The organism is Pantoea sp. X-Soil-ISGK-421 (genome assembly GCF_059730785.1).
The window spans coordinates 1,898,916-1,919,866 of record NZ_AP035979.1 but is presented as its reverse complement, the minus strand read 5'-3'; the positions used below and the strand labels follow the sequence as shown (position 1 = coordinate 1,919,866).

Genomic DNA, 20,951 nt, shown 5'->3' with positions numbered 1-20,951 from the left:
ACTTTGCTTATGAATCTAGTACACCGATGCAGAGCGTGGTGCGCCGCGCTGCTGCTGCTCACCTGCAGCCCGTCATTACTGGCGGCCACGCCGGACGACCAGCTGATCGTGGGCATGAACATGAACAACTTACTCACGCTCGATCCTGCCGCCATGACTGGCAACGAAGTGGTCGGCATTGTCGTCAATCTCTACGACGGTTTAGTCGAGTTGGATCCGCAGCAGCTCACCAGCGTGCGACCCGCGCTGGCGGAGCACTGGGAGATCAGCCCCGACAACCGACAACTGACCTTCCATTTACGTGACAATGTCACCTTCCACTCCGGCAATCCACTGAGCAGCGCCGATGTGATCTGGTCGATGCGCCGCGTGCTGCACCTCAATCTGGCGCAGGCGTCGGTGTGGAAATCTTACGGCTTCAGCAAAGAGAACGTGGACCAAATGATCACCGCGCCGGACGCGCGCACGGTGGTGATTCGCCTGCCTAAGGCCAACGATCCTAAGCTGGTGCTTTACTCACTGGCGGCGCTCGGCAGCATGGTGGTGCTTGACAGCAAAACCGTGCAGGCGCAAGCAGTGAATAACGATTGGGGTAATCGCTGGCTCACCACCCACGAAGCGGGTTCCGGGCCGTTTCGCCTTGATGTGTGGCAGGCCAAAGATGTGCTGCGCATCAGCCGCGATGCCAACTACTGGCGCGGTGCGCCTAAGCTAACGCGCGTGGTGTTCCGCCATCTGCAGGAGTCGCAAACCTTGCGCCTGATGATGGAGAAAGGCGACCTCGATATTGCCAGCAACATGGCGATCCCCGATGTGAAGGCGTTGCGTCACGACCCTGACCTCACCATCGATGCGGTACAAAAAGGCACGATTTATTACCTGGCGATGAGTATGAAGGACGATCACTTCGCCCATCCGCAGGTGCGCGAAGCGCTGCGTTATCTGGTGGATTATCAGGGAATTAACAAAACGCTGATGGCCGGCTACGGCACGCTGCATCAGCGGCCAATTCAATCCGGCATGCCGGCGACGCTGCCCGATCCTGGCTATAAGCTGGATGTGCCACGCGCCAGGGCACTGCTCGCCGCTGCGGGGTATCCCAACGGCTTTGATACCACGCTCCGCGTGTTGGCCGATCAGCCGTTCCTCAATGTCGCCATCGCCATTCAGTCCACGCTGATGCAGGGCGGAATTCGCGCCAAAATCATCACCGGTACCGGCAACCAGATTTACGGTGCCATGCGCGAGCGGCAGTTCAACCTGCTGGTGGGACGCGGCGGCAGCGGCGTGGAGCCGCATCCGCACTCCAGCCTGCGCGCGCTGGTGTATAACCCCAATAACGCCGACAGCGCGCGACTCACCAATTTTCAGGGCTGGCGCACCGGTTTCTATGATGCGCAATTGAACAGCATGATCGATAAAGCGCTGCTGGAGCGCGATGTAAAACAGCAGCAGCAGGATTATTTCGCTATCCAACAGCGCTACGACCAGCTGATCCCGGCGCTCATGCCGATCTCACAAATGACGGATTCGGTGGTGGTGAACAATCGGGTGCAGGATTACGTGCCGCATCCATCGGCCACCACCTTCCTGCGTGACGTATGGAAAACGCCAGACAGTCTGGCAGGAGGTGCGCAATGAAGCTGACAAAAAGTCACTGGCGACGCTTGCGTAGCCGCACCGTACAGGTGGCCATCACCCTGTTTGGCCTGCTGCTACTGACCTTCTTTATCGGTCGCGTGATGCCGCTTGATCCGGTGCTGGCGATAGTCGGGCCAGATGCCGATCACAATACTTATCAGCAGGTTTATCATCAACTCGGCTTCGATAAACCGCTGTGGGTGCAGTTTGGTATCTATCTGCAAGGCCTGCTGCACGGCAATCTTGGGCTGGCGCTGCTGACCGGACAACCGGTGATCAACGACATCCTGCGCGTCTTCCCGGCCACGGTGGAGCTGGCGACGCTGGCGATTGTGATTGGTACCGGCCTTGGCGTCCCGCTCGGCGTATGGGCTGCCGCGCGCCGCAACAGCGTGATTGACTATCTGGTGCGTATTATCAGCCTGGCGGGCTATTCAACGCCGATCTTCTGGGTGGGTATGGTCGGCCTGCTGCTGTTTTATGCCCATCTCGGCTGGGTCGGTGGCGCCGGCCGCGTCGATTTCAGTCTGGATGGCATTGTGCCGCGTCGCACCGGTTTTCTGCTGATCGATGCTTTGCTGGTGGGCAACTTCACGGTGTTCAGCAATGCGCTCAATCATCTGATTCTGCCCGCGTCCCTGCTCGGCTTTCACTCGCTGGCTTATATCAGCCGCATGACGCGCAGCTTTATGCTGGCGCAACTGTCGCAGGAGTTTATTTTGACGGCGCGGGTGAAAGGTCTCAGCGAATGGCAAGTCATTTGGCAGCATGCGTTCCGCAATATTTTGGTGCAGCTGCTGACAGTGGTGGCGCTGGCGTACGGCTCGCTGCTGGAAGGCGCGGTGCTAATTGAAACCGTGTTCTCGTGGCCCGGTTTTGGTTCCTATCTCACCGGCAGTTTGATGCTCGGCGATATGAATGCGGTGATGGGCTGCGTACTGGTGGTCGGCCTGATTTTCGTGCTGCTCAATCTGCTCTCTGACCTGCTCTATCAGGTGTTCGATCCGAGGACCAAAGTATGACGATTTCTCTTGATACGCCACTAGCCAGCCAGACGCGCGAACGGCTGGCGCGCTGTCGCCGCACCGGTGCACGTATTGGCCATTTTCTCTGGCAAATGGCGCGCAACCCGTTAACCGCAATTGGCGGCGGCATCATTTTGCTGCTGCTGGTGGTCGCGCTATTTGCCCCCTGGATCGCGCCCTATCATCCGCTGATTCAGGATCTCAATAATGCGCTGACGCCGCCCAACGCGCAGCACTGGTTTGGCACCGATGAATTTGGTCGCGATATCTTTAGCCGCCTGGTGTGGGGCGCGCGCATCACGCTGTATATCGTGTTGTTGGTGTCGATCACGGTTGGCCCGCTAGGTCTGCTGCTCGGCGTCACCGCCGGTTACTTCGGCGGCAAAGTCGATAGCGTATTAATGCGCGTCACCGACATCTTCATCTCCTTCCCCAGCCTGGTGCTGGCGCTAGCGTTTGTCGCCGCGCTCGGTCCGGGACTGGAACATGTCGTCATCGCCATCACGCTCACCGCCTGGCCGCCGATTGCCCGACTGGCACGTGCTGAAGCATTGTCGCTGCGTCAGGCCGATTTTGTCTCGGCAGTGCGTTTGCAAGGCGCGTCATCGCTGCGCATTTTGTGGAAACACATTGTGCCGCTGTGCCTGCCGTCGGTGATTATCCGTATCACCATGAACATGGCGGGCATCATTCTTACCGCTGCCGGGCTGGGTTTTCTCGGTTTGGGCGCGCAGCCACCGGATCCGGAATGGGGTGCGATGATCGCCAGCGGCCGCACCTACATGCTTGAGTGTTGGTGGGTGGTGACGGTGCCGGGTCTGGCGATTCTGATCAATAGCTTAGCGTTCAACTTCTTAGGAGATGGCTTACGTGACATCCTCGATCCCCGCAGCGAATAGCGCTGCTCCGTTGCTCGACGTGCAGGATTTACAGGTCAATTTCGTCAATGGCCGCCTGGTAACGCCCGCGGTGCGGGGCATCTCCTTCCAGTTGGGTAAGGAGAAACTGGCGATTGTGGGCGAATCCGGTTCGGGCAAATCCACCGTGGGCCGCGCGCTGTTACAGCTGCATCCGCGCAGCGCACAGGTCACGGCACAGCGCATGCAGTTTGGTGACGTGGATCTGCTGCGCGCCACGCCGAAACAGATGCGTGCCATTCGCGGCAAACGCATCTCAATGATTATGCAGGATCCGAAATACTCACTAAATCCAGTGGTACGCGTGGGTGAGCAGATTGCCGAAGCCTGGCGCAGTCATCATCCCGGCCAGCGTGACGTTGCGCGGCAACGGGCGATGGAAATGCTTGAAGTGGTACAGGTGCGCGATCCGGGGCGTATCTATCAATGTTATCCGCACGAGATTTCTGGCGGTCAGGGACAACGGGTGATGATCGCCATGATGCTGATTACCGATCCTGAATTGCTGATTGCCGATGAACCCACTTCGGCGCTGGACGTTTCAGTGCGTTTGCAGGTGCTGGCACTGCTGGACGATTTGGTGAAACAGCGCGGCCTGGGGCTGATTTTTATCAGTCACGACATCAATCTGGTGCGGCGTTTCTGTGACCGCGTGCTGGTGATGTATGCCGGCCGCGTAGTGGAATCATTAGCCGCCAGCGAGCTTGACCACGCCCAACATCCGTATACGCAAGGCTTACTCGCCGCGCTACCGGACATGGATCAGCGGCGCGCGCGTCTGCCCGTGCTGCAACGTCAGGCCAGCTGGCTACAACCCTAAGGAGCGACGATGAACGAGATGATCCGCGTAAATAATCTCAACCTCAGTTTTGGCGAGGAGGAGCGGCGTAATCAGGTGCTGTTTGACGTCAATTTGTCGATTCGTCAGGGCGAGATTTTTGGTTTGGTTGGCGAGTCGGGCTCCGGCAAAACCACGGTGCTGAAGTGCCTCGCCGGGCTGTTTACCCATTGGCAGGGCGAACTGGCTATCGATGGCGTGCCGCTGGAGCATCGTATCGCTCGCGAACGCTGCCGAAGCGTGCAGATGGTGTTTCAGGATCCCTACGGATCGCTGCATCCGCGCCATACCCTTGGCGACATTCTTGAGGAGCCGCTGCAGATTCACGGTATCGGCCAGCGCCAGCAGCGGGTAATCGCCATGCTGGAAAAGGTCGGCCTGAACCGTGCGTGGCAGACCCGCTATCCGCACCAGCTTTCGGGCGGGCAACGTCAGCGCGTCGCGATTGCCCGGGCGCTAATCCTCGAACCGCGCGTGCTGCTGCTGGATGAACCGACATCGGCGCTGGATGTGTCCGTGCAGGCCGAGATCCTCAATCTGCTTAGCGATTTGCAGCAGCAGGAGAAGCTCACCTATTTGATGGTCACGCACGATCTCGGTGTGGTCGCGCATCTGTGCCATCGCGTGGCGGTGATGCAGCATGGCAAAGTGCTGGAGACGCTGGATGTCGATGCGCTGGTAAACAATCGCGCGCAAGTGGCGTATACGCAGATGCTGGTGGATGCGAGTCGGCAGGATAACGGGGTTTTAGCGTAAGGGCGCCATGGATGGCGTAGTGTTCGTCCTTTAAGAGATAAAAATCCTAATTACCGAGCGCACACATTGTAGCGGCGCAATTCATTGCGCGATAAATCGCGCCGCTACGAAATGAGCGGTGATTTGATGCTGCGCTTAACCGATCGGCATTACGCCATTTATGGCGCACCCTTTCGACAAATAGCGTGGGAACCTTACTGCGTCAGTTCATGGACACTTCTTATTCTGCCTGAACGCATTCATCCGCTAATACACGCCAAAAGCCGCCATTCGCCGCGCCCACTCTTTTCAGGCGGTGAAGTGACTGTAAAATCTTAAGATTACGTTCAACTGTCCTGCTACTCACGCCCAGTTTTAGCGACAGTTCAGCAATCGTCATCTCAGGTGAATGATGCAGAGCAGAGAGTATTTTTTCGGCGGTTTTAGAAAGTTTAACCGTTTTTTCTCCGACATTTTCTCCGACATGTTCTCTGCCGCAATTTAGACAGCATGTGATGGGGAAAATGAGATTTAAAATGCGGCAGGATGAAAACAACAACGCCAGGTTTCCCTGGCGTTGTTAAAAGCGTCTGATTTACTGCGTCAGTTCACGGACAAAGCGAGCAATTTCCTGATTCTGGCCATGCTCAAACAGCGCGTGCTGTAGACGTGGTCCGCTCAGCGCGGTTTTTACCAACTCAGGATCAATGGCGCGCAGCGAATCGAGGTAATTCTCTTTCAACAGCGCCGCTTTTACTTCGTTCAACAAGCCTGCGTTACGTACCTGCGGCTCTTTACGCTCCGGCGGATAGCCGTGTCCTTTTTCGCCGGTGAAGGCTTTCTCGAAGATAAAGCGCAGGTTGAGTTCCGCACCCCAGCCAAAGCCTTTGGCGAACGGCAGCGACAGTGCGTTACCGTTGTTAATTTGTGCAAACAGGTAGGCATCGGCGGGATCAATGCAGTAACCACACACCACGCCCGGATGCAGGTTAAGCGACATCAGCGCGCCCTGCCCGGTGCCGCAACCGGCAACCACAAAGTCCACCGCTTTGCTGTTCAGCAGCACGTTGGCCATGATGCCGAGGTGAATGTAGGTGAGATGGTGGTCCTGTTCGTCGCTCATGCCGACGTTAAACACCTGATGCCCGAGCGGTTGCGCCACAGACTGAAGCTCTTTCAACACCGTTGCGTTCTTCGCAGCCTGGCTGTTTTCCATCATCAAAGCGATTTTCATGATCCATCCTCAGATTAAATTGAAACACTGTTTCATTTTAATCAAAGATCGTTAAAATGCAGCCTCTAATTGCCTTTTTGACTGTGAGTTAAGTCACACATTCGCGATGCAACCTGCAAGGAGAAACCATGTTTATCTATAAAAGCGCAACCCAACTGGACGATTTAGGCAACGGCGTAACACGCCGAATTCTGGCGCATGGCGGCACTATGATGGCGGTGGAAGTCACTTTTGAGAAAGATGCCATCGGCCCGCTGCATCACCATCCGCATGAACAGCTCACCTACGTGCTGTCCGGACGTTTTGCCTTCACCATTGATGGCGTGACGAAAGAAGTCAGCGCCGGCGATACGTTGTATAAAGCGCCGAACATTGTGCACGGCTGCGTGTGTCTGGAAGCGGGCGTATTGCTGGATACCTTTACGCCGCAGCGCGAGGATTTCCTGGCGGCACCGTAACGTACCGCCAGTAAGATTAGCGGGAAGCCCACCAAAGTCGTAGCTTCAGACCCCAACCGCTGGTCCAGCCACTGCTGGTGCTGATGACTTTACCCTGATACAACACGATAAAGGTCGGCGTGGCCTGGATAGCCCAGCGCTGGCCGATCGCCCCGCTCTCATCATTGATCGCCACACCTTGCAGCCCTTTCTTCTCAAGCCAGGTCGCCACGCGCGCATCACTGCCGGAACGCAGCGCTACGCTGACCACCTTAGTGCCCGCCTTGCTCATCGCCGCCACGGTTGGCGTGGTAAGTTTGCACACGCCACACCACGTCGCCCAGACGTACACCAGCAGTGGTCGATCATGACTGAGTTCAGCCAGATTCACCTCGCCTTGCAGCGAGGTCAGCGGCTGTTGTGCCAAATCAGCAGGCAGCTGCGGCGCGCGCAGCCAATCCATGCCCCACAACACCGCTGCGACAAGCAGCACCAGCAACAGCGCCTCACGCAGCCAGCGCTTTAATCGCCTCATTGCTTCGCCTGCAACGCGCCTTTCACGGCGGCGTCCAACTGCGCGTACGGCACCGCGCCGCTGATCATCTGATCACCAATCAACGTGGCTGGCGTGCCCTGTACGCCGAGTTGCTGGGCCAGCGTCAGGTTGCCGTTGATGGTATCAAGGCTCACTTTGCTTGGCGCTTTCAGCGTGATTCCGGTTTTCGCCAATGCAGCTTCAATGCTGGCCTGATCATGGTTGCCCTTTTTCGCCATTAAACGTTCATGCAATTTGAGGAAGTTCGTCGGCTGCTGTTCCCACACGGTGAGCGCCAGACGTGCCGATGTCAGCGAGGTTTCAGAACGATACGGCAGCGGTTTAATCACCACCGCCACTTGCGGATAGGTTTTCAGCAGCTTTTCAATATCAGTTTCAAATTTCTTACAAAACACGCAGTTGTAATCGGTGAAGTAGACCAGCGTCAGCGCCGGCTTGTCAGCACCAATACGTGGTGAACCGGCGTCATTGAACAGCGCATCGCGGTTTTTCTCCACCATCTGCGCCACCACATTTTGCTGCTGTTGCGCCGCTTCTTTATCGAATGCATCAGCCGCTTCCGCCAGAATCGATGGATTCTGCACCAGAGTTTCACGGATCAGCTGTTTAATGCGCGCTTCCTGTTCAGGGGTAAAAGGCGCCGCCGCCAGCGCCGGCACAGCAAGGAACATCAGTGGCAGTAACAGGGATTTCTTCATTATTTTTTCGCCTCAGAGAGAGTGGAGATCACCGCTTCACGACTCAGCAGCGGTGACAAAATCTGGCCTTGCGGCAGTGCCGGGCCATAAATTTGGTTAAAAGGGATCGCTACGCGATCGCGGCGTTGCAGGAATTCACCGATCGCCGGATCGGGTTGCGTCCAGTCGCCGCGCAGCAGCACCACGTCATCGGCCTTGAGCGCCGCACGCACATCGGGCTGATTCAATACGCGGGATTTATTCACTTTGCAGGTAATGCACCAGTCAGCGGTGACATCGACAAACACACGTTTATCCTGTTCGAGCGCCTGATGAATCGCCGCTTCGGTCAGTGGCTGCCAGTGCAGCGTCTCCTCTTCCGGCGAGATACGCGTCATCAGGAACAGTGCGCCAGCCAGCGTCAGGGTGATAAACACCACGCCCGCCTGCTGCAACGCCCGGCGTTTCACCAGCCAGCCACACAGCACCAGCAGTAACAATCCCGCCAGCCCCGCTGCGAAGGTGCTGCCCCAATGTGGCACCAGCAAGGTCACCAGCCAGAACGTGGCGATCAACATAAACAGGCCGAGCACGGTGCGCAGATGCACCATCCAGCGCCCCGGACGCGGCAGGCAGCGTGCCATGCCCGGCAGTGCCGCTACCAGCAGCCACGGCAAACTCATGCCGACGCCGAGTGCGACAAACAGCAGCCACAGCTGCGGCAGCGGTGCCGTCAGCGCATAGGCTACCGCGGTACCGAGGAACGGCGCGCTGCACGGCGTGGCGAGCAGAGTGGCAAATGCGCCCTGGCCGAAGTGACCCAGCAAGCCGTCGCCGCCCTGCGTCGCCAGTTGGGTATTCAGACGGGACGGCAAGCGGAAATGCAGCAGGTCAAACAGGCTGGCGCTGAACAGGAACATCACCAGCACCATCACCAGCAGGAAGCCGCTGCTCTGGAACTGAATGCCCCAGCCAAGCGCCTGACCACTGAGCCGCAATCCCGTCATCAGCAGCGCCAACAGCAGGAAGGAGAAAATGATCCCGGCGCTGGACGCGAGAAACTGCTGGCGCGTCTGACGCTGCGTTTGCCCCTGCTGCTGTACCAGGCTGCTGAGCTTGATCGCCAGCACCGGTAACACGCACGGCATCAGGTTGAGAATCAAACCGCCAAGCAGCGCCAGCAGTAACACCGACCCTATAGTTTGCGCCGCAGCGCCTGACACCAGCGTTTGCGCGCCAATATGTATTGCGCTTTGCTGCGCAATGCCAGCATCGGCAACCACCAGCGACAGCGTTTTGCCGCGCAGATCCGGTGCCGTTTCGCCCCATTCGTCCGTTACCGCCACGCGCGCATTGAGGATGTCGCCATTCACGCTGATGTGCGGTGCGGCCAGCATGCTGCCCGGGGGATAATCGAAGAACAATTCCGGTTTTTGCCAGCCGCCTTGACGCTGCGCGCGGATCTGCAGCTCGCCATTCACAAAGCTGGCGTCTAATTGATCGGTCAAGCCGCTCGCCGCCGGGATTCGCCCCATCGCTTCGGCAAAATCGCGGGCAAAACGGGTGTCAGCGGGCTGCCTCAGATCGAGGCTGAAAGGGAAGTCGGTGAGGATGCAGACATCGCTACAGGTTGAGAGCGTCAGCGTACCTGCAAGCCGTGGGCTCGACACGTTCGCCAGTGCGATTGGTAGCGTGATATCGCCTTTGTAGCCTTGCGTGGTCAAGCCGCTAACGTCAAAACGCTCGGGCGCAGGCCAGAACCATTGCGCGTTGACATCAGGCGTTTGCCAGCGGATTTCAGGCGCTACGCCACCTTCACCTGGCGTACGCCAGTAGGTTTTCCAGCCGGGTTGCAGGCGAATGTCCAGCAGCAGTTGCTGATTATCGTTGTGGCTGGCGCTACGCAGGCGCACTTCCGCGTGGCTATTTTGCGCATTGCGCAGCCAGCCGCTATCTGCTGCCTGCACGGTGATGGCGCAGCTCGCCAGCAGGAGCAGCACGCTCCTGATCAATACATACATGTGAATTCTCCAGTGAATAACAGGGTTTACGCGATGCAACGCGCAGGTGTTATTCCCGGAAGACGCAGAAGGTCAGATGCCGCCGTCGCAGAGGCGGAAACAGCGGTGCGCGGCGGTAACCGACGGACGTGGTGGTTTGTCTAAAGGTGGCGATCAGCGCTAAAAGCAACAGCAGGAAAGGCAAGGCGGTATCGAGGATTGGCGCGGCGGCACTCAGCGATTTGGCGCTCAGAGCACAAGGCTTTTCGCTGCCGCCGGCATCGTCACTGCTGTTAGCGTGTGCGGACGCGCTGACCTGCGCTACAGGCGCAGAAGGCAAATTGAAGCTGCGCTGGACGAGACAAAAGGCCAGCACCAGACAAACCAGTGCCAGTATCCATTTTGCGCGTGATAGCGAAATCGTCATGCCGCAGCCTCAGAGAAAAGTGCGGGCATTTTAAGCATCTACAGCAGAAACACCAAGCTTTGCAGTGTAAACTTTTGTCTTTGTGGGGCGGTGCGGGTTTAACGTAGGGTCGCCATCTAGGGCGTAATGCAGGTACACATGAATGCGCGCCCTACGAAACCCAGTTTCGTAGACGTTGGGTCGCCATTGATGGCGACCTGAATAATCACAGAATGCGGCTACACAATATCATCCACGACGCCGCCATCAACGCGCAGCGCAGCACCGGAGGTGGCTGACGCCTGTTTCGAGCAGACATACACCACCATATTCGCCACCTCTTCAACCGTGGCAGCGCGCTGGATCAACGAACCTGGACGCTGGGCCATGACAAACTCTTTCGCCAATTCTTCCAGCGGCTTACCGGTGCGTTTCACCTCATCTTCCATCATCGCGGCAAAGCCATCGGAGAGCGTTGGGCCCGGCAACACGCTGTTCACCGTCACTCCGCTGCCCGCTGCCACTTTCGCCAGACCGCGCGCCAGCGAGAGCTGTGCCGTTTTACTCACGCCGTAATGCAGCATATCGGCGGGAATGTTCAATGCTGACTCCGATGAGATGAACACCACACGGCCCCAACCGCGCTTCACCATCTCCGGTAATAGTGCCCGCGACAGGCGCACGCCGGACATCACGTTGGTTTGCCAATAGGCATCCCAGGTTTCATCATCCACGTCATAAAAATCTTGCGGACCGTAAATCCCGGCGTTATTGACCAGAATATCGATCGGCGGCAATCCATTAAGCAGTTGCTTAACGCCCTGCGCACTGCCGAGATCGGCGACAGCAGTATGAATTTTCGCCCCCGCCACCAGACCGTTAAGCTTCTCGCGCGCCCGGCTGACCGATGCTTCACTACGTCCGTTTAGCACCACTTCCGCTCCGCTGGCGGCCAAACCTTGTGCAATGGCAAAACCGATGCCGCCGGTAGAGGCAGTTACCAGGGCAATTTTTCCGTGTAAATCGATATTCATGAAGGTTTCCTCTGTGAGCGTAATCACAAAAGCCTGGTTGATACTGACGAATATGCATTGACAAATCATGCGGTTATTGTCACGGCAAGGGATTAACCTCTGCCTGAACTGCACGCCGTCCCGACCACCCTGCCACCGCAAACGCTATTATTAACAATAGCAACAACACCGGAGCGAAACTGCCGATACCGAGATTTTGTAGCAACACGCCGCCCAACATGCCGCCAGCCGCAATTGCTACATTCCATGCCGTCACCAACATGGATTGTGCGACATCAGTCGCTTTATCCGCGCGCATAACCATAGCGGTTTGAAACAGCGTGGCCGCACCGCCAAAAGCCAATCCCCACAACCCGACCGCCAGCCATATTCGTAGCGCACTGACCACATTCAGTTGCAGCAGCAGCGCCGCAATGATGAAAAGGCCGATGCTCATCATCGTGAGCGGCTGTAAAAATCGATCCACTAACAGGCCGGTGATGGTGATACTGATCAGCGAGCAGATGCCAAACAGCAGTAATATTGCGTCGGTGCGCGCCATCAAGCCCTCAGATTGCAGGAAGGGAGAGATGTAGGTGTAGAGAATGTTGTGTGCCACCACGAAGCACAGCACTAGCGCCAGCACGCTGCGTACGCCGGGCAAACGTGAAACGGTGCTGAGAGACATACGTTGTCGGGCCGGTTGCCCAGGCTGCTCCGGCGCCGTGAGACGCAGCACCCACATCAACAATAGCGACAGCCCGCTCAGCGCCATAAAGCTCAGTCGCCAGCCGATGATATTACCGACAAAAGTCCCGAGCGGGACGCCGATCGAAAGCGCCAGCGGCGTGCCTGCCATCGCAATAGCAATGGCCTTGCCTTTTTTCTCTGCTGGCGCCATAGCCGCCGCGTAGCCCGCCAGCAACGCCCACAACACCCCCGCAGCAGCGCCCGCGACGCCGCGCGCGATCAGCAGCAAAACGTAATTGTTAGCCAAGGCGGTGATCAGATTCGCTGCGGTAAAACCGGCCAAGGTGAACAACAGCAGACGCCTCCGCCGCACGCCTTGTAACAGTGTCATCAATGGGATGGCAGCCAAAAATGAGCCCACCGCATACACCGTTACGCTTTGCCCAGCGGCAGCCGCCGAAATGGCCAGGTCCTGCGCCATCGGCGTCAGCAATCCAGCGGGCAGCGCCTCAGTAACGATGGTGACAAATGCCGCCAGGCTCAGCGCCAGCAGCGGGATTAAGGGTAACTGCGCGCGCATTGCTTCCTCCCTGATGGGTGATAAATTATTTCCCCATGCCGCGCGACCATCACCTCGACACCCATTAATCGCTGCTCGTCCAGCGCCTGCTGTATCACCGCCTGAAGTAACTTCTGCATACTTTTCTCTTCTGAATAATGAATCGCTTCACAGTAGTCACTTCTCTATTGCGGAAAAAGCGGGGTATATTTCTCGACTTAACGGACATATATGTCCGCAATGGTGAGTTAACATGGACAGTCTGAACAGTTTTGTGGTTTTCGTGCAGGTGGCTGAGACCCGCAGCTTTGTTGCTGCGGGTCGGCATTTAGGCCTATCCGCCTCGGCGGTGGGCAAAAGCATTGCGCGGCTGGAGGATAAACTTGGTGTGCGGCTGTTTCATCGCAGCACACGCAGCATCACGCTTACCGCTGAAGGCTCGCTGTTTCTGCAGCGCAGTCGCCGTATTCTGGCCGAGATTGAAGCTGCTGAAAGTGAATTGTCGCAGGCGGCTGGGCGTCCAGCGGGGCGTCTGAAACTGAGTTTGCCGATTGTTGGCTCGCTGATCTTGCCGGTGTTAGGTGATTTTATGCGGGCATATCCGGATATCCAGCTCGATCTGGACTTCAGCGATCGCGTTGTCGATGTGATTGCCGAAGGTTATGACGTGGTAATGCGCGGCGGCCCGCCAACCGACTCACGGCTTTCGGCACGCAAACTGGGGTATGCCTACTCTATCGCGGTGGCATCGCCGGAGTATCTGGCGCGTCATGGCGAACCCAAAACACCCGAAGAGCTGGCACAGCATGCTTGTCTACACTATCGCTTCAACACCACCGGCAAACTGGAGCGCTGGGTGCTGCGCGGCTATGAAGATGAAAAGGAACTGACGCTGCCCACCACCATGATTTGTAACAACATCGAGACCCGCGTCTGCTTCGCTTTGCGCGGTCTGGGGATAGCCATGCTGCCAGACTTTTCAATTCGCGAAGCAGTAGCACAAGGAACGCTGCGCGAGGTATTAGGCGAATTCGCCTGCCATCGCAACGTATTCCATTTGTTGTGGCCGGCCAGTAAGCATCCGTCGCCAAAAGTGCGCGCGCTGATTGATTTCCTCAGCGCGCGGGTATTTCAGCCCGATGCCGACCAAGCCGGTTGAACGTTGACCGGCAGTCGCAGTTGCCGCTGCAACCAGGCGCAAGCTGCCGCTTCATCCGGATGACGTGCATTCAGCTGCATTACCGGACCCAGCGCCATCGGCTGCGCAGTTTCTGCCAGCTTACGCAACTCCGGCAGATACTCGGCGCCCGGATGACCTGGCATGCGATCGGTTAAACGCGCTTGATAGCGCGCCACCGCATCATCCGGCGTGATCGCCAGCCACAGCTCCAGCACCCGCGTCACGCCCGCCTGCTGCAATCCCTGCTGCAACACCTCTTTCGGCTGAAAGCCAAACCAGGCATCGATAACATAGATGCAGCGCGTCGGGGCTTGCGCCACTACTTTCCAGATCGCCTGATACGCCGCACAACCCAACTGGCGATTACGCAGGCGATCCACCGGCGCAAAGCTGGCCATAAACGGCTCTTTCAGGCTATCCAGCGTCAGCACAGGAAAGCCGAACTGTTCCGCTAGTGCGCGCGTCAGGGTGCTTTTGCCCGAGGCCGGAATGCCATTCACCAGCACCACTATCTTCTCTTCAGTGTCGGTTGTCATAGGATGTCTATCACCTCCGCGGCACTGCTGGCATTGCGTAAGCGTACCAGCGTTTCCTCATCTTCCAGCAGGGTGACAATCGCGCGAATGCCCTCTTCAATGTGGGCGTTGCTGTCTCGCGCGCCGAACATAATCACGATGTCAGCTTTGTCGCTGCCGTCAAATGAGATCGGCTCATCCAGCACAATCATACTGAAACAATCTTTCAGCACCCCGGTTTCCGGCCGCGCATGAGGAATGGCGATGCCCTCCTCAAACACGTAATAGGCGCCATGCTCCAGCGTGTTAGCGATCACCGCTTCCGGATAACTGGCCTTGATGTAGCCGCCGTTTACCAGCGGCAGCGCGGCCAACGCAATCACCTCGCGCCAGTCCCTGGCGCTGATCCCCACCTGAATCGCACTTGCCTCCTGCAGCAGCTGTTTAATACTCATACTGCCTCCTTAAAATGATTTGCGAATGGTGTTGCGCAATTCATCGATCTTGACGAACAGCGGATCAATTTCCTGACGAAAGCGGCTGCTTTTCGCAAAGATATTTAATGCGCGATTATATTCCAGCATTAATTGTTTCTGCGTGTCTTTCGCCTGCGGATTATTTGCCAACTGTTGTTCCAGCTCGCTTATTTTACCGCTGATGGTTTCAGCCTGAAGATCTATTTCCTGTGAATCCTGGATCTTATTATCCGAGCCCTTTTTCAAGAATCCAAACATAGCGTCTCCTGCCCCGAATGGCGCCGGGCACCTCAGGTTATTACATCATGGGTGAATCGAAATTAGCGGAACAGCTGAATCTTTTCGACCAGAACATTGGTCACGGCATCGTTGGCCGGTACAAGGAAATTACGCACGCTGTCGTTGACCTTGCCCTTCTCAAACGTCTGCTTGCAGTTGGCTACCCACTGCACATTCATCTCCGTACCGACATTCACTTTCTCAATGCCGCTGCGTACCGCGAGGCGCATATCTTCATCGCTGACGCCGGTACCGCCGTGCAGCACCAGTGGGGTTGCGGTGGCATCTGTGATATCCGCCAAACGCTGATGCTGAATATGCGCTTTACCCGTGTACAAGCCGTGGACAGTACCAATTGAGATAGCCAGCATATCGACACCGGTTTCCTCAACGAAGCGTTTAGCATCATCCACGGTAGTGAACGCCGTTTCGCTCATCGCCACCACTTTGCCATCTTCTGAACCGCCAATTGCTCCCAGTTCCGCTTCAACAGAAACATGCAGCGGGCGTGCCATATCAATAACACGGCGTGTATTGGCGATGTTCTCTTCAATCGGCAAATGTGAGCCGTCATACATAATTGAACTGAAGCCCGCATCCAATGCGGTCTGAATGGCGTTTAAATCAGAACAGTGATCAAGGTGCAAACAGGTCGGTACATTACGACTTTCCGATAATGAACGAATCGCATCGACTAATAATTTATGTCCGAGATATTTCGCTGTACCGGTTGAGATCTGAATCATTAATGGACTATTGGTTTTCTCTGCCGCGGTAAAAAAGGCGGGCAGCATTTCCAGGCAGTGTAAATTAAAGGAACCCAGCGCTTTAAAATCACGTTCTTTAGCCACCTGTAACAGATCGGTAAAGTTATAAAGTTTCATGGAGCTTTTCCTCATGGGATTTAGATTTCGTGGATTTTCCGTTAACAAACCAGGCGATAAGGGTAATAAAGGCAATAAACAGCGCGACGAACAGCCAGTTATTTTGGAATGCGTGGCCGAGCACCAGGCCGGTACTGATCACATCGGAATCACTGAAGGTGACGCCGGTAAAACCGTAGCTTTCCAGCATCGGCACCAGAATCGCTGGCAGGAAGGTGATGAACAGACCGTGAACGAAACCGCCGATCATCGCACCGCGACGACCACCGAGCGCATTACCAAACACCCCTGCGGTACCGCCAGCAAAGAAGTTAGTTAGCAGCCCTGGCAGAATCATCGCCAGACCAAACATCGGGAAAACCAGCATGCCAACAACCGAACCCAGCGTGGTCGCGAGGAAGCCGACAATCACCGCGTTCGGGGCATACGGGAACATCACCGGGCAGTCGAGCGCTGGTTTAGCATCCGGCACCAGACGCATAGCAATACCGCGGAAGGCTGGCACCAGTTCATTGAGCAACAGACGTACGCCGCTGTACAGTACGAACACACCGCACACGAACTGAATTGACTGCATAAAGGCATACATCAGGTAATTCATGCCGTTGCTGTATTGGCCGATAAATTCCGGACCCGCGGCGACCGCAGGAATCAGGTACATCGGCACCATCACCACCGCCATCGACAGATAGGTGTCCTGCAGGAATTTAAAGTTGTCGGGCAGTTTGAGATCTTCAGTGGAGCGCGAACCTTTGCCCACCACTTTCGCCACCGCCGCCGTCAGCAGATAGCCGATGGTGCAGAAGTGGCCGAGCGCCACATCGTCGGAATCCGTAATGCGACGCACCACGGGTTGCGCCAGCGCCGGCATCACCACCGCCATAATGCCGCCAAAAATGCCGCCGGTAAGGATCAGAGGTAAACCTGTCAGCCCCGCTTTATAGCCAATCACCGCACCGATCGTCGCCATCCACAGCAGCGCCTGACCCGTCAGGAAGATGTATTTGAACGGTGTCAGACGCGCGATGATGATGTTGACGATAAAGATCACCAACAGCGTCAGCGCCACTTCTGAACCCAGCTCGCGGTTTGCTAACCCGGCAATGGCGGCAACGTCAGTGATATAACCCTGCATGCCAAAACCGTGGGTAAAAATGGTGTTCAGGAAGGTCAGCGTACCGACAATTATGTTGATACCGGCCATCATAATTAAGAAACCGAGCAGGGTTTTAAAAGTGCCTTCCACCACCTTACCCGCCGATTTTTTTTGCAGCAGCAGACCAATCAGGGCAATAAAGGCGATCAGTATTGACGCCTGCCCTAATAAGTCTTTTACCAGGAAGTCGATCACACTATTCATGGTTAGCAACCTTTAAGTTACGTTCTTTCATAAACGCCACGATTTTCTCTTCAATTTCCGCTTTGTCTGTCAGCTTGTTGAGAATAATCACCCGCTTGATCTGCTCCGGGCTGGCATCGGCATTTAACACATCAGCAAATGCTTTCTGAGTTAAAATCATGTCGGATTTAAAGGCGTTGGCTTCAGAAATGGTGGTGTGATCGATATCCGCATCGATTTCGAGTTTCTTTAATACCGACTTGGCGCTCATCTCAATCGCAAAGCTTGAACCCAGACCACATCCACAGACACATAATATTTTCAGCATGGCTATTTCCTCACAGAATTTGCAGTTGTTTAGCGAGTTTATAATGATGCCCTTCAGTATCGACCAGGCGTTTTTTCATGCTTATTAAATCAATCGGAATCGGTCGATTACTACCATTAATAATGACCGCTTTATTGCGCATTCCCGACTGAATACAACGCGCGACTTCACTGGCCATAATGGTGCCCTGATATATCTCTTCACAGGTGGGATCGCCATTACGCAGGCCATAACCGATGATTGTTTTACGAATACGTACACCAATTAACGGTTCAATTTGTTTAATTAAGGTATCGATGGCGCCCTGAAAGCCCGGCGAATATTCGCGGGTATAGCCTTCTGAGCACAAAATAATCACGCTGTTCTGTGCCGCCAGCCGCTGCGTGATGCGCGTGGCCAGTTCTTGTGGCGCAATCTGGCATTCGGGAATCAGCGCAAAATCCGCATTAGATTTAATCGCCGACTGCAAGGTTAATTCACCGCAATATCCCCCAAGCAGTTCCACCATAAATACGCGGCCGGTTAACGCACGGCCGGTATTGCGTAATTTTGCCACCTCTTTTAATACCTGCTCACAGGCAGTGGAAAAACCGATGCTGTAATCACTGCCAAAGACGTCGTTATCAATGGTCATGCCGACGCCAAAACAGTTGACGCCAAATTCACTCAGCGTGTGCAGAAATTGTAATGACCCATCACCGCCGGCCATAATTAATACATCGATGCGCAACGACTTAAGATGTTTAGCGATCATTTCATATTCAGGGCGAATTAATTTCCTGCTGGTTCGTCCTGACTGCATAACCGGAATAGAAGCGATAGCGTAATCCACTAAATCACGTTGAGATATTTCCTGATGATTGTTTTCCAGCAAGCCTGGAATGCCGCCATTGAATAACACCATTTCGGCCTGGGTTAGGCGTGATATCTGATACACAAAGTTATTAATCCCGGTTACATCACCACCGCTGATCACTATGCCAATTCTCATTGTCATCATCCTTTATGCTGTGCGTCTGGAATTCATTCTTCCGTTTAACCGAGTTGTTATTTGCAACAGACATCACACTTTTGCCATGTATTTACCAATGATGATCATTGACAGCATCTTAATTAGGTTTAATTTTGTGACTTAAATCACATGGCACTTATACGCTCAAATTAAAAATAAGGGTAGAAATCATATGCTTATATTTATTTTACGCAGTAAAACCAATGGCGCTAATTAACGCCCTTCCCGCTCTTTTTCTTTCGATCTATTTTGTGATTTCCCGCGCACTTTTATCGGTTTCTGACGATTATTCCGCAAAAGTTAAAGGGATAATGATTACGTGCGTTATTTACGTGTCAGGTCCAGTGAGTGATTGACTCAATGCAGCTGCGCTTGTCCAATACCGTGGCTGATAAAGAATAAAGAATAAAGAAGAGAGAAGATGAGTATCCAGAATGACATGTTGCGTAAGTTGGCTGACGTGGTGGGCGGCAAACAGCTATTAACCCATGCGGATGATAAAGCCTGGTACTTAAAGGGGTTCCGCATCGGGCGTGGCGAAGCGCTGGCAGTGGCGTTACCGCAAACCCTGTTGCAGCTGTGGCAAACCCTGCAGGTGTGTGTGGCGCACGATGCGATCGTTCTGATGCAAGCATCAAATACCGGCGTCACCGGCGGTTCAACACCCGACGGCAATGATTACGACCGCGATATTGTGATCATCAGCACCCGCCAACTCAAAGGCGTGCAGGTGATCGATCAGTCGCGTCAGGTGATTGCCTTTCCCGGCACCACCTTGACCGAACTTGAGCACACCTTGCAACCGCTGGGCCGCGAGCCGCATTCGGTGATTGGTTCGTCCTGCATCGGTGCCTCGGTGGTTGGTGGCATTTGTAATAATTCTGGTGGTTCGCTGATTCGGCGCGGCCCTGCTTTTACCGAAAAATCACTGTTCGCCCGCATTCACGATGATGGTCGTTTAGAGCTGGTCAACCATCTCGGCATCGAGTTGGGCGAGACGCCGGAAGCGATGCTGGAAAACCTGACGCAGCAGCGCTATCAAACCGGCGATCAACCCGACTGGCAAGGGAAAATCTGGGCCGATGATTACGCCGACCGCCTGCGTGATGTGGCAGCCAACTCCCCAGCGCGTTTTAATGGCGATCTGCGTTACCTGCACGACAGCGCTGGCAGCGCCGGTAAAGTGGTGGTGTTCGCCGTGCGCTTACCCACCTTTGAAGCCAGCGCCGGCAGCGATACCTTGCACCCACGATGAAAGCGTGCTGGTGTCACTGCGGCGTTTCCTGTTAACCCGAATGAGCGACCTGCCGCTGCAGGCAGAATATATCCATCGCAACGCCTTCGATTTAACCGTGCGCTACGCCAAACATATGTATCTGGCGATCCGCAAACTCGGCCCGCAGGCGATCCCACAGATGATGGCGAATAAAGCCAAATGGGATGTGCGCGTCAGTCATCTGCCGTTCCTGCCGCGCAATTTTGTTGATCGGGTGCTGCAATGCTTTAACCAACTGACACCGAGCTTTATCGCGCCGCGCATCATGGATTATCGCAGCGAATATCAGCATCATCTGATGATCAAAGTAGAGTCGCCGCAAACCGCCGAGTTACAGGCATTGTTGCAGCAGTTCTTCGCTGACCAGCAAGGCGGTTTTTTCCATTGCGATGCCCGCGAAGCGGCAGATGCCTTTTTGGTGCGTTTCGGCGTGGGTGGCTGCACCATTTCCTACTGCGATGCGCTGGGATACAACCCCAACGAGCGGCTGGTGGCCTTTGACGTGGCGCTGCGCCGTAATGATGACGCGTGGCGCTTAACGCTGCCGGATCATCTGGCGGCGCAGGTGCAGGTTGATTCATGTTGCGGTCACTTTTTCTGTTTCGTGAATCACCAGGATTACGTGCTAAAACCGGGCTACGACGCCAAAGTGTTTAAAGAGGAGGTGAAGCGGTATCTGGCGCAGCGCGGCGCGAAATATCCAGCCGAACATAATGTCGGGCATCTTTATCAGGCTTCATGCGAGCATGTTGAGCACTGGAAACAGCTTGATCCCACTAACAGTTGTAATCCAGGGATTGGCAAAACCAGTAAGAAGAAGTTTTGGTCGTAGATTTGCACGAACTGTAGCGGCGCGATTTATCGCGCGCTTTCGACGTTGCCAGATGAGGCACTGCGCCCATCAAGGCATTGCGCGATAAATCGCGCCGCTACG

22 protein-coding genes and 1 pseudogene are annotated in these 20,951 nt (G+C 55.5%); 8 read left to right on the top strand and 15 right to left on the bottom strand.

Going from position 1 to position 20,951, the window contains the following annotated elements:
• Nucleotides 1-9: 9 nt before the first annotated feature.
• From AC6I8K_RS08980 to AC6I8K_RS08960, 5 genes are read left to right on the top strand one after another with little or no spacing between them, the layout of a single operon-like run.
• Nucleotides 10-1,641 (top strand): ABC transporter substrate-binding protein, encoded by a 1,632-nt coding sequence (locus tag AC6I8K_RS08980; protein WP_497826549.1) that lies wholly within the window; start codon nucleotides 10-12, stop codon nucleotides 1,639-1,641.
• A complete protein-coding gene (locus tag AC6I8K_RS08975; RefSeq protein WP_064741146.1) occupies nucleotides 1,638-2,663 on the top strand; it encodes an ABC transporter permease in 1,026 nt (341 codons plus the stop codon). The genes AC6I8K_RS08980 and AC6I8K_RS08975 overlap by 4 nt, the downstream gene beginning before the upstream one ends.
• Nucleotides 2,660-3,565, top strand: coding sequence for an ABC transporter permease (locus AC6I8K_RS08970; RefSeq protein ID WP_176972282.1), 906 nt, complete (start codon nucleotides 2,660-2,662; stop codon nucleotides 3,563-3,565). The genes AC6I8K_RS08975 and AC6I8K_RS08970 overlap by 4 nt, the downstream gene beginning before the upstream one ends.
• Entirely contained in the window at nucleotides 3,537-4,403 is an 867-nt protein-coding gene (locus tag AC6I8K_RS08965) for an ABC transporter ATP-binding protein (RefSeq protein WP_064741226.1), read from the top strand. Before AC6I8K_RS08970 ends, AC6I8K_RS08965 begins: the two co-directional genes overlap by 29 nt.
• Before the next feature lie 18 nt (nucleotides 4,404-4,421).
• Nucleotides 4,422-5,177: an ABC transporter ATP-binding protein gene (locus AC6I8K_RS08960; RefSeq protein ID WP_497827234.1), complete on the top strand. Its 756-nt coding sequence runs from the start codon at nucleotides 4,422-4,424 to the stop codon at nucleotides 5,175-5,177.
• Between the two features lie 220 nt (nucleotides 5,178-5,397).
• On the opposite strand, the gene AC6I8K_RS08955 is transcribed toward AC6I8K_RS08960, so the two are convergent.
• On the bottom strand, nucleotides 5,398-5,715 hold the full coding sequence (locus AC6I8K_RS08955; RefSeq protein WP_497826548.1) for an HTH domain-containing protein: 318 nt from the start codon (nucleotides 5,713-5,715) through the stop codon (nucleotides 5,398-5,400).
• Nucleotides 5,716-5,751: 36 nt separating this feature from the next.
• Complete coding sequence (locus AC6I8K_RS08950; RefSeq protein ID WP_064741143.1) at nucleotides 5,752-6,390, bottom strand: RpiB/LacA/LacB family sugar-phosphate isomerase; 639 nt, start codon at nucleotides 6,388-6,390, stop codon at nucleotides 5,752-5,754.
• Nucleotides 6,391-6,518: 128 nt separating this feature from the next.
• Between AC6I8K_RS08950 and AC6I8K_RS08945 the strand changes: the two genes are divergently transcribed.
• Nucleotides 6,519-6,848 (top strand): cupin domain-containing protein, encoded by a 330-nt coding sequence (locus tag AC6I8K_RS08945; RefSeq protein ID WP_497826547.1) that lies wholly within the window; start codon nucleotides 6,519-6,521, stop codon nucleotides 6,846-6,848.
• 16 nt (nucleotides 6,849-6,864) lie between these two features.
• On the opposite strand, the gene AC6I8K_RS08940 is transcribed toward AC6I8K_RS08945, so the two are convergent.
• From AC6I8K_RS08940 to AC6I8K_RS08915, 6 genes are all read right to left on the bottom strand, one after another.
• Nucleotides 6,865-7,362: a protein disulfide oxidoreductase gene (locus AC6I8K_RS08940; RefSeq protein WP_483817327.1), complete on the bottom strand. Its 498-nt coding sequence runs from the start codon at nucleotides 7,360-7,362 to the stop codon at nucleotides 6,865-6,867.
• A complete protein-coding gene (locus tag AC6I8K_RS08935) occupies nucleotides 7,359-8,081 on the bottom strand; it encodes a DsbA family protein (RefSeq protein ID WP_497826546.1) in 723 nt (240 codons plus the stop codon). The genes AC6I8K_RS08940 and AC6I8K_RS08935 overlap by 4 nt, the downstream gene beginning before the upstream one ends.
• Nucleotides 8,081-10,081, bottom strand: a complete 2,001-nt coding sequence (locus tag AC6I8K_RS08930; protein WP_497826545.1) for a protein-disulfide reductase DsbD family protein — start codon at nucleotides 10,079-10,081, stop codon at nucleotides 8,081-8,083. Before AC6I8K_RS08930 ends, AC6I8K_RS08935 begins: the two co-directional genes overlap by 1 nt.
• 49 nt (nucleotides 10,082-10,130) lie before the next feature.
• Entirely contained in the window at nucleotides 10,131-10,487 is a 357-nt protein-coding gene (locus AC6I8K_RS08925; protein ID WP_064741138.1) for a hypothetical protein, read from the bottom strand.
• Nucleotides 10,488-10,705: 218 nt separating this feature from the next.
• Nucleotides 10,706-11,500, bottom strand: coding sequence for an SDR family NAD(P)-dependent oxidoreductase (locus tag AC6I8K_RS08920; protein ID WP_483817324.1), 795 nt, complete (start codon nucleotides 11,498-11,500; stop codon nucleotides 10,706-10,708).
• 79 nt (nucleotides 11,501-11,579) lie between these two features.
• Nucleotides 11,580-12,749 carry an MFS transporter gene (locus tag AC6I8K_RS08915; RefSeq protein WP_497826544.1) on the bottom strand — a complete coding sequence of 390 codons (1,170 nt, stop codon included), beginning with the start codon at nucleotides 12,747-12,749 and terminating at the stop codon, nucleotides 11,580-11,582.
• Between the two features lie 232 nt (nucleotides 12,750-12,981).
• Here AC6I8K_RS08915 and AC6I8K_RS08910 point away from each other — a divergent pair, with 232 nt between their 5' ends.
• The gene (locus AC6I8K_RS08910; protein ID WP_483817323.1) at nucleotides 12,982-13,887 is read left to right on the top strand and encodes a LysR family transcriptional regulator; all 906 of its coding nucleotides are present in this window, start codon (nucleotides 12,982-12,984) and stop codon (nucleotides 13,885-13,887) included.
• Here AC6I8K_RS08910 and AC6I8K_RS08905 read toward each other — a convergent pair.
• The 7 genes from AC6I8K_RS08905 to AC6I8K_RS08875 all read right to left on the bottom strand — a co-directional run bounded on the left by AC6I8K_RS08905 (nucleotide 13,860) and on the right by AC6I8K_RS08875 (nucleotide 18,720).
• Entirely contained in the window at nucleotides 13,860-14,444 is a 585-nt protein-coding gene (locus AC6I8K_RS08905; protein ID WP_497826543.1) for a P-loop nucleotide/nucleoside kinase family protein, read from the bottom strand. The genes AC6I8K_RS08910 and AC6I8K_RS08905 overlap by 28 nt on opposite strands.
• Complete coding sequence (locus AC6I8K_RS08900; protein WP_009128206.1) at nucleotides 14,441-14,878, bottom strand: PTS sugar transporter subunit IIA; 438 nt, start codon at nucleotides 14,876-14,878, stop codon at nucleotides 14,441-14,443. The genes AC6I8K_RS08905 and AC6I8K_RS08900 overlap by 4 nt, the downstream gene beginning before the upstream one ends.
• A 9-nt stretch (nucleotides 14,879-14,887) precedes the next feature.
• Nucleotides 14,888-15,157 carry a hypothetical protein gene (locus tag AC6I8K_RS08895; protein ID WP_497826542.1) on the bottom strand — a complete coding sequence of 90 codons (270 nt, stop codon included), beginning with the start codon at nucleotides 15,155-15,157 and terminating at the stop codon, nucleotides 14,888-14,890.
• 62 nt (nucleotides 15,158-15,219) lie between these two features.
• Nucleotides 15,220-16,062 carry a class II fructose-bisphosphate aldolase gene (locus tag AC6I8K_RS08890; protein WP_064741134.1) on the bottom strand — a complete coding sequence of 281 codons (843 nt, stop codon included), beginning with the start codon at nucleotides 16,060-16,062 and terminating at the stop codon, nucleotides 15,220-15,222.
• Nucleotides 16,049-17,422 (bottom strand): PTS sugar transporter subunit IIC, encoded by a 1,374-nt coding sequence (locus AC6I8K_RS08885; RefSeq protein ID WP_008110085.1) that lies wholly within the window; start codon nucleotides 17,420-17,422, stop codon nucleotides 16,049-16,051. The genes AC6I8K_RS08890 and AC6I8K_RS08885 overlap by 14 nt, the downstream gene beginning before the upstream one ends.
• Nucleotides 17,415-17,729 (bottom strand): PTS sugar transporter subunit IIB, encoded by a 315-nt coding sequence (locus tag AC6I8K_RS08880; RefSeq protein ID WP_008110086.1) that lies wholly within the window; start codon nucleotides 17,727-17,729, stop codon nucleotides 17,415-17,417. Before AC6I8K_RS08880 ends, AC6I8K_RS08885 begins: the two co-directional genes overlap by 8 nt.
• Before the next feature lie 10 nt (nucleotides 17,730-17,739).
• A complete protein-coding gene (locus AC6I8K_RS08875; RefSeq protein ID WP_497826541.1) occupies nucleotides 17,740-18,720 on the bottom strand; it encodes a 6-phosphofructokinase in 981 nt (326 codons plus the stop codon).
• Between the two features lie 442 nt (nucleotides 18,721-19,162).
• On the opposite strand from AC6I8K_RS08875, the pseudogene dld reads away from it, so the two are divergent.
• A pseudogene (gene dld / locus AC6I8K_RS08870) lies at nucleotides 19,163-20,849 on the top strand (D-lactate dehydrogenase).
• Nucleotides 20,850-20,951: the final 102 nt, after the last annotated feature.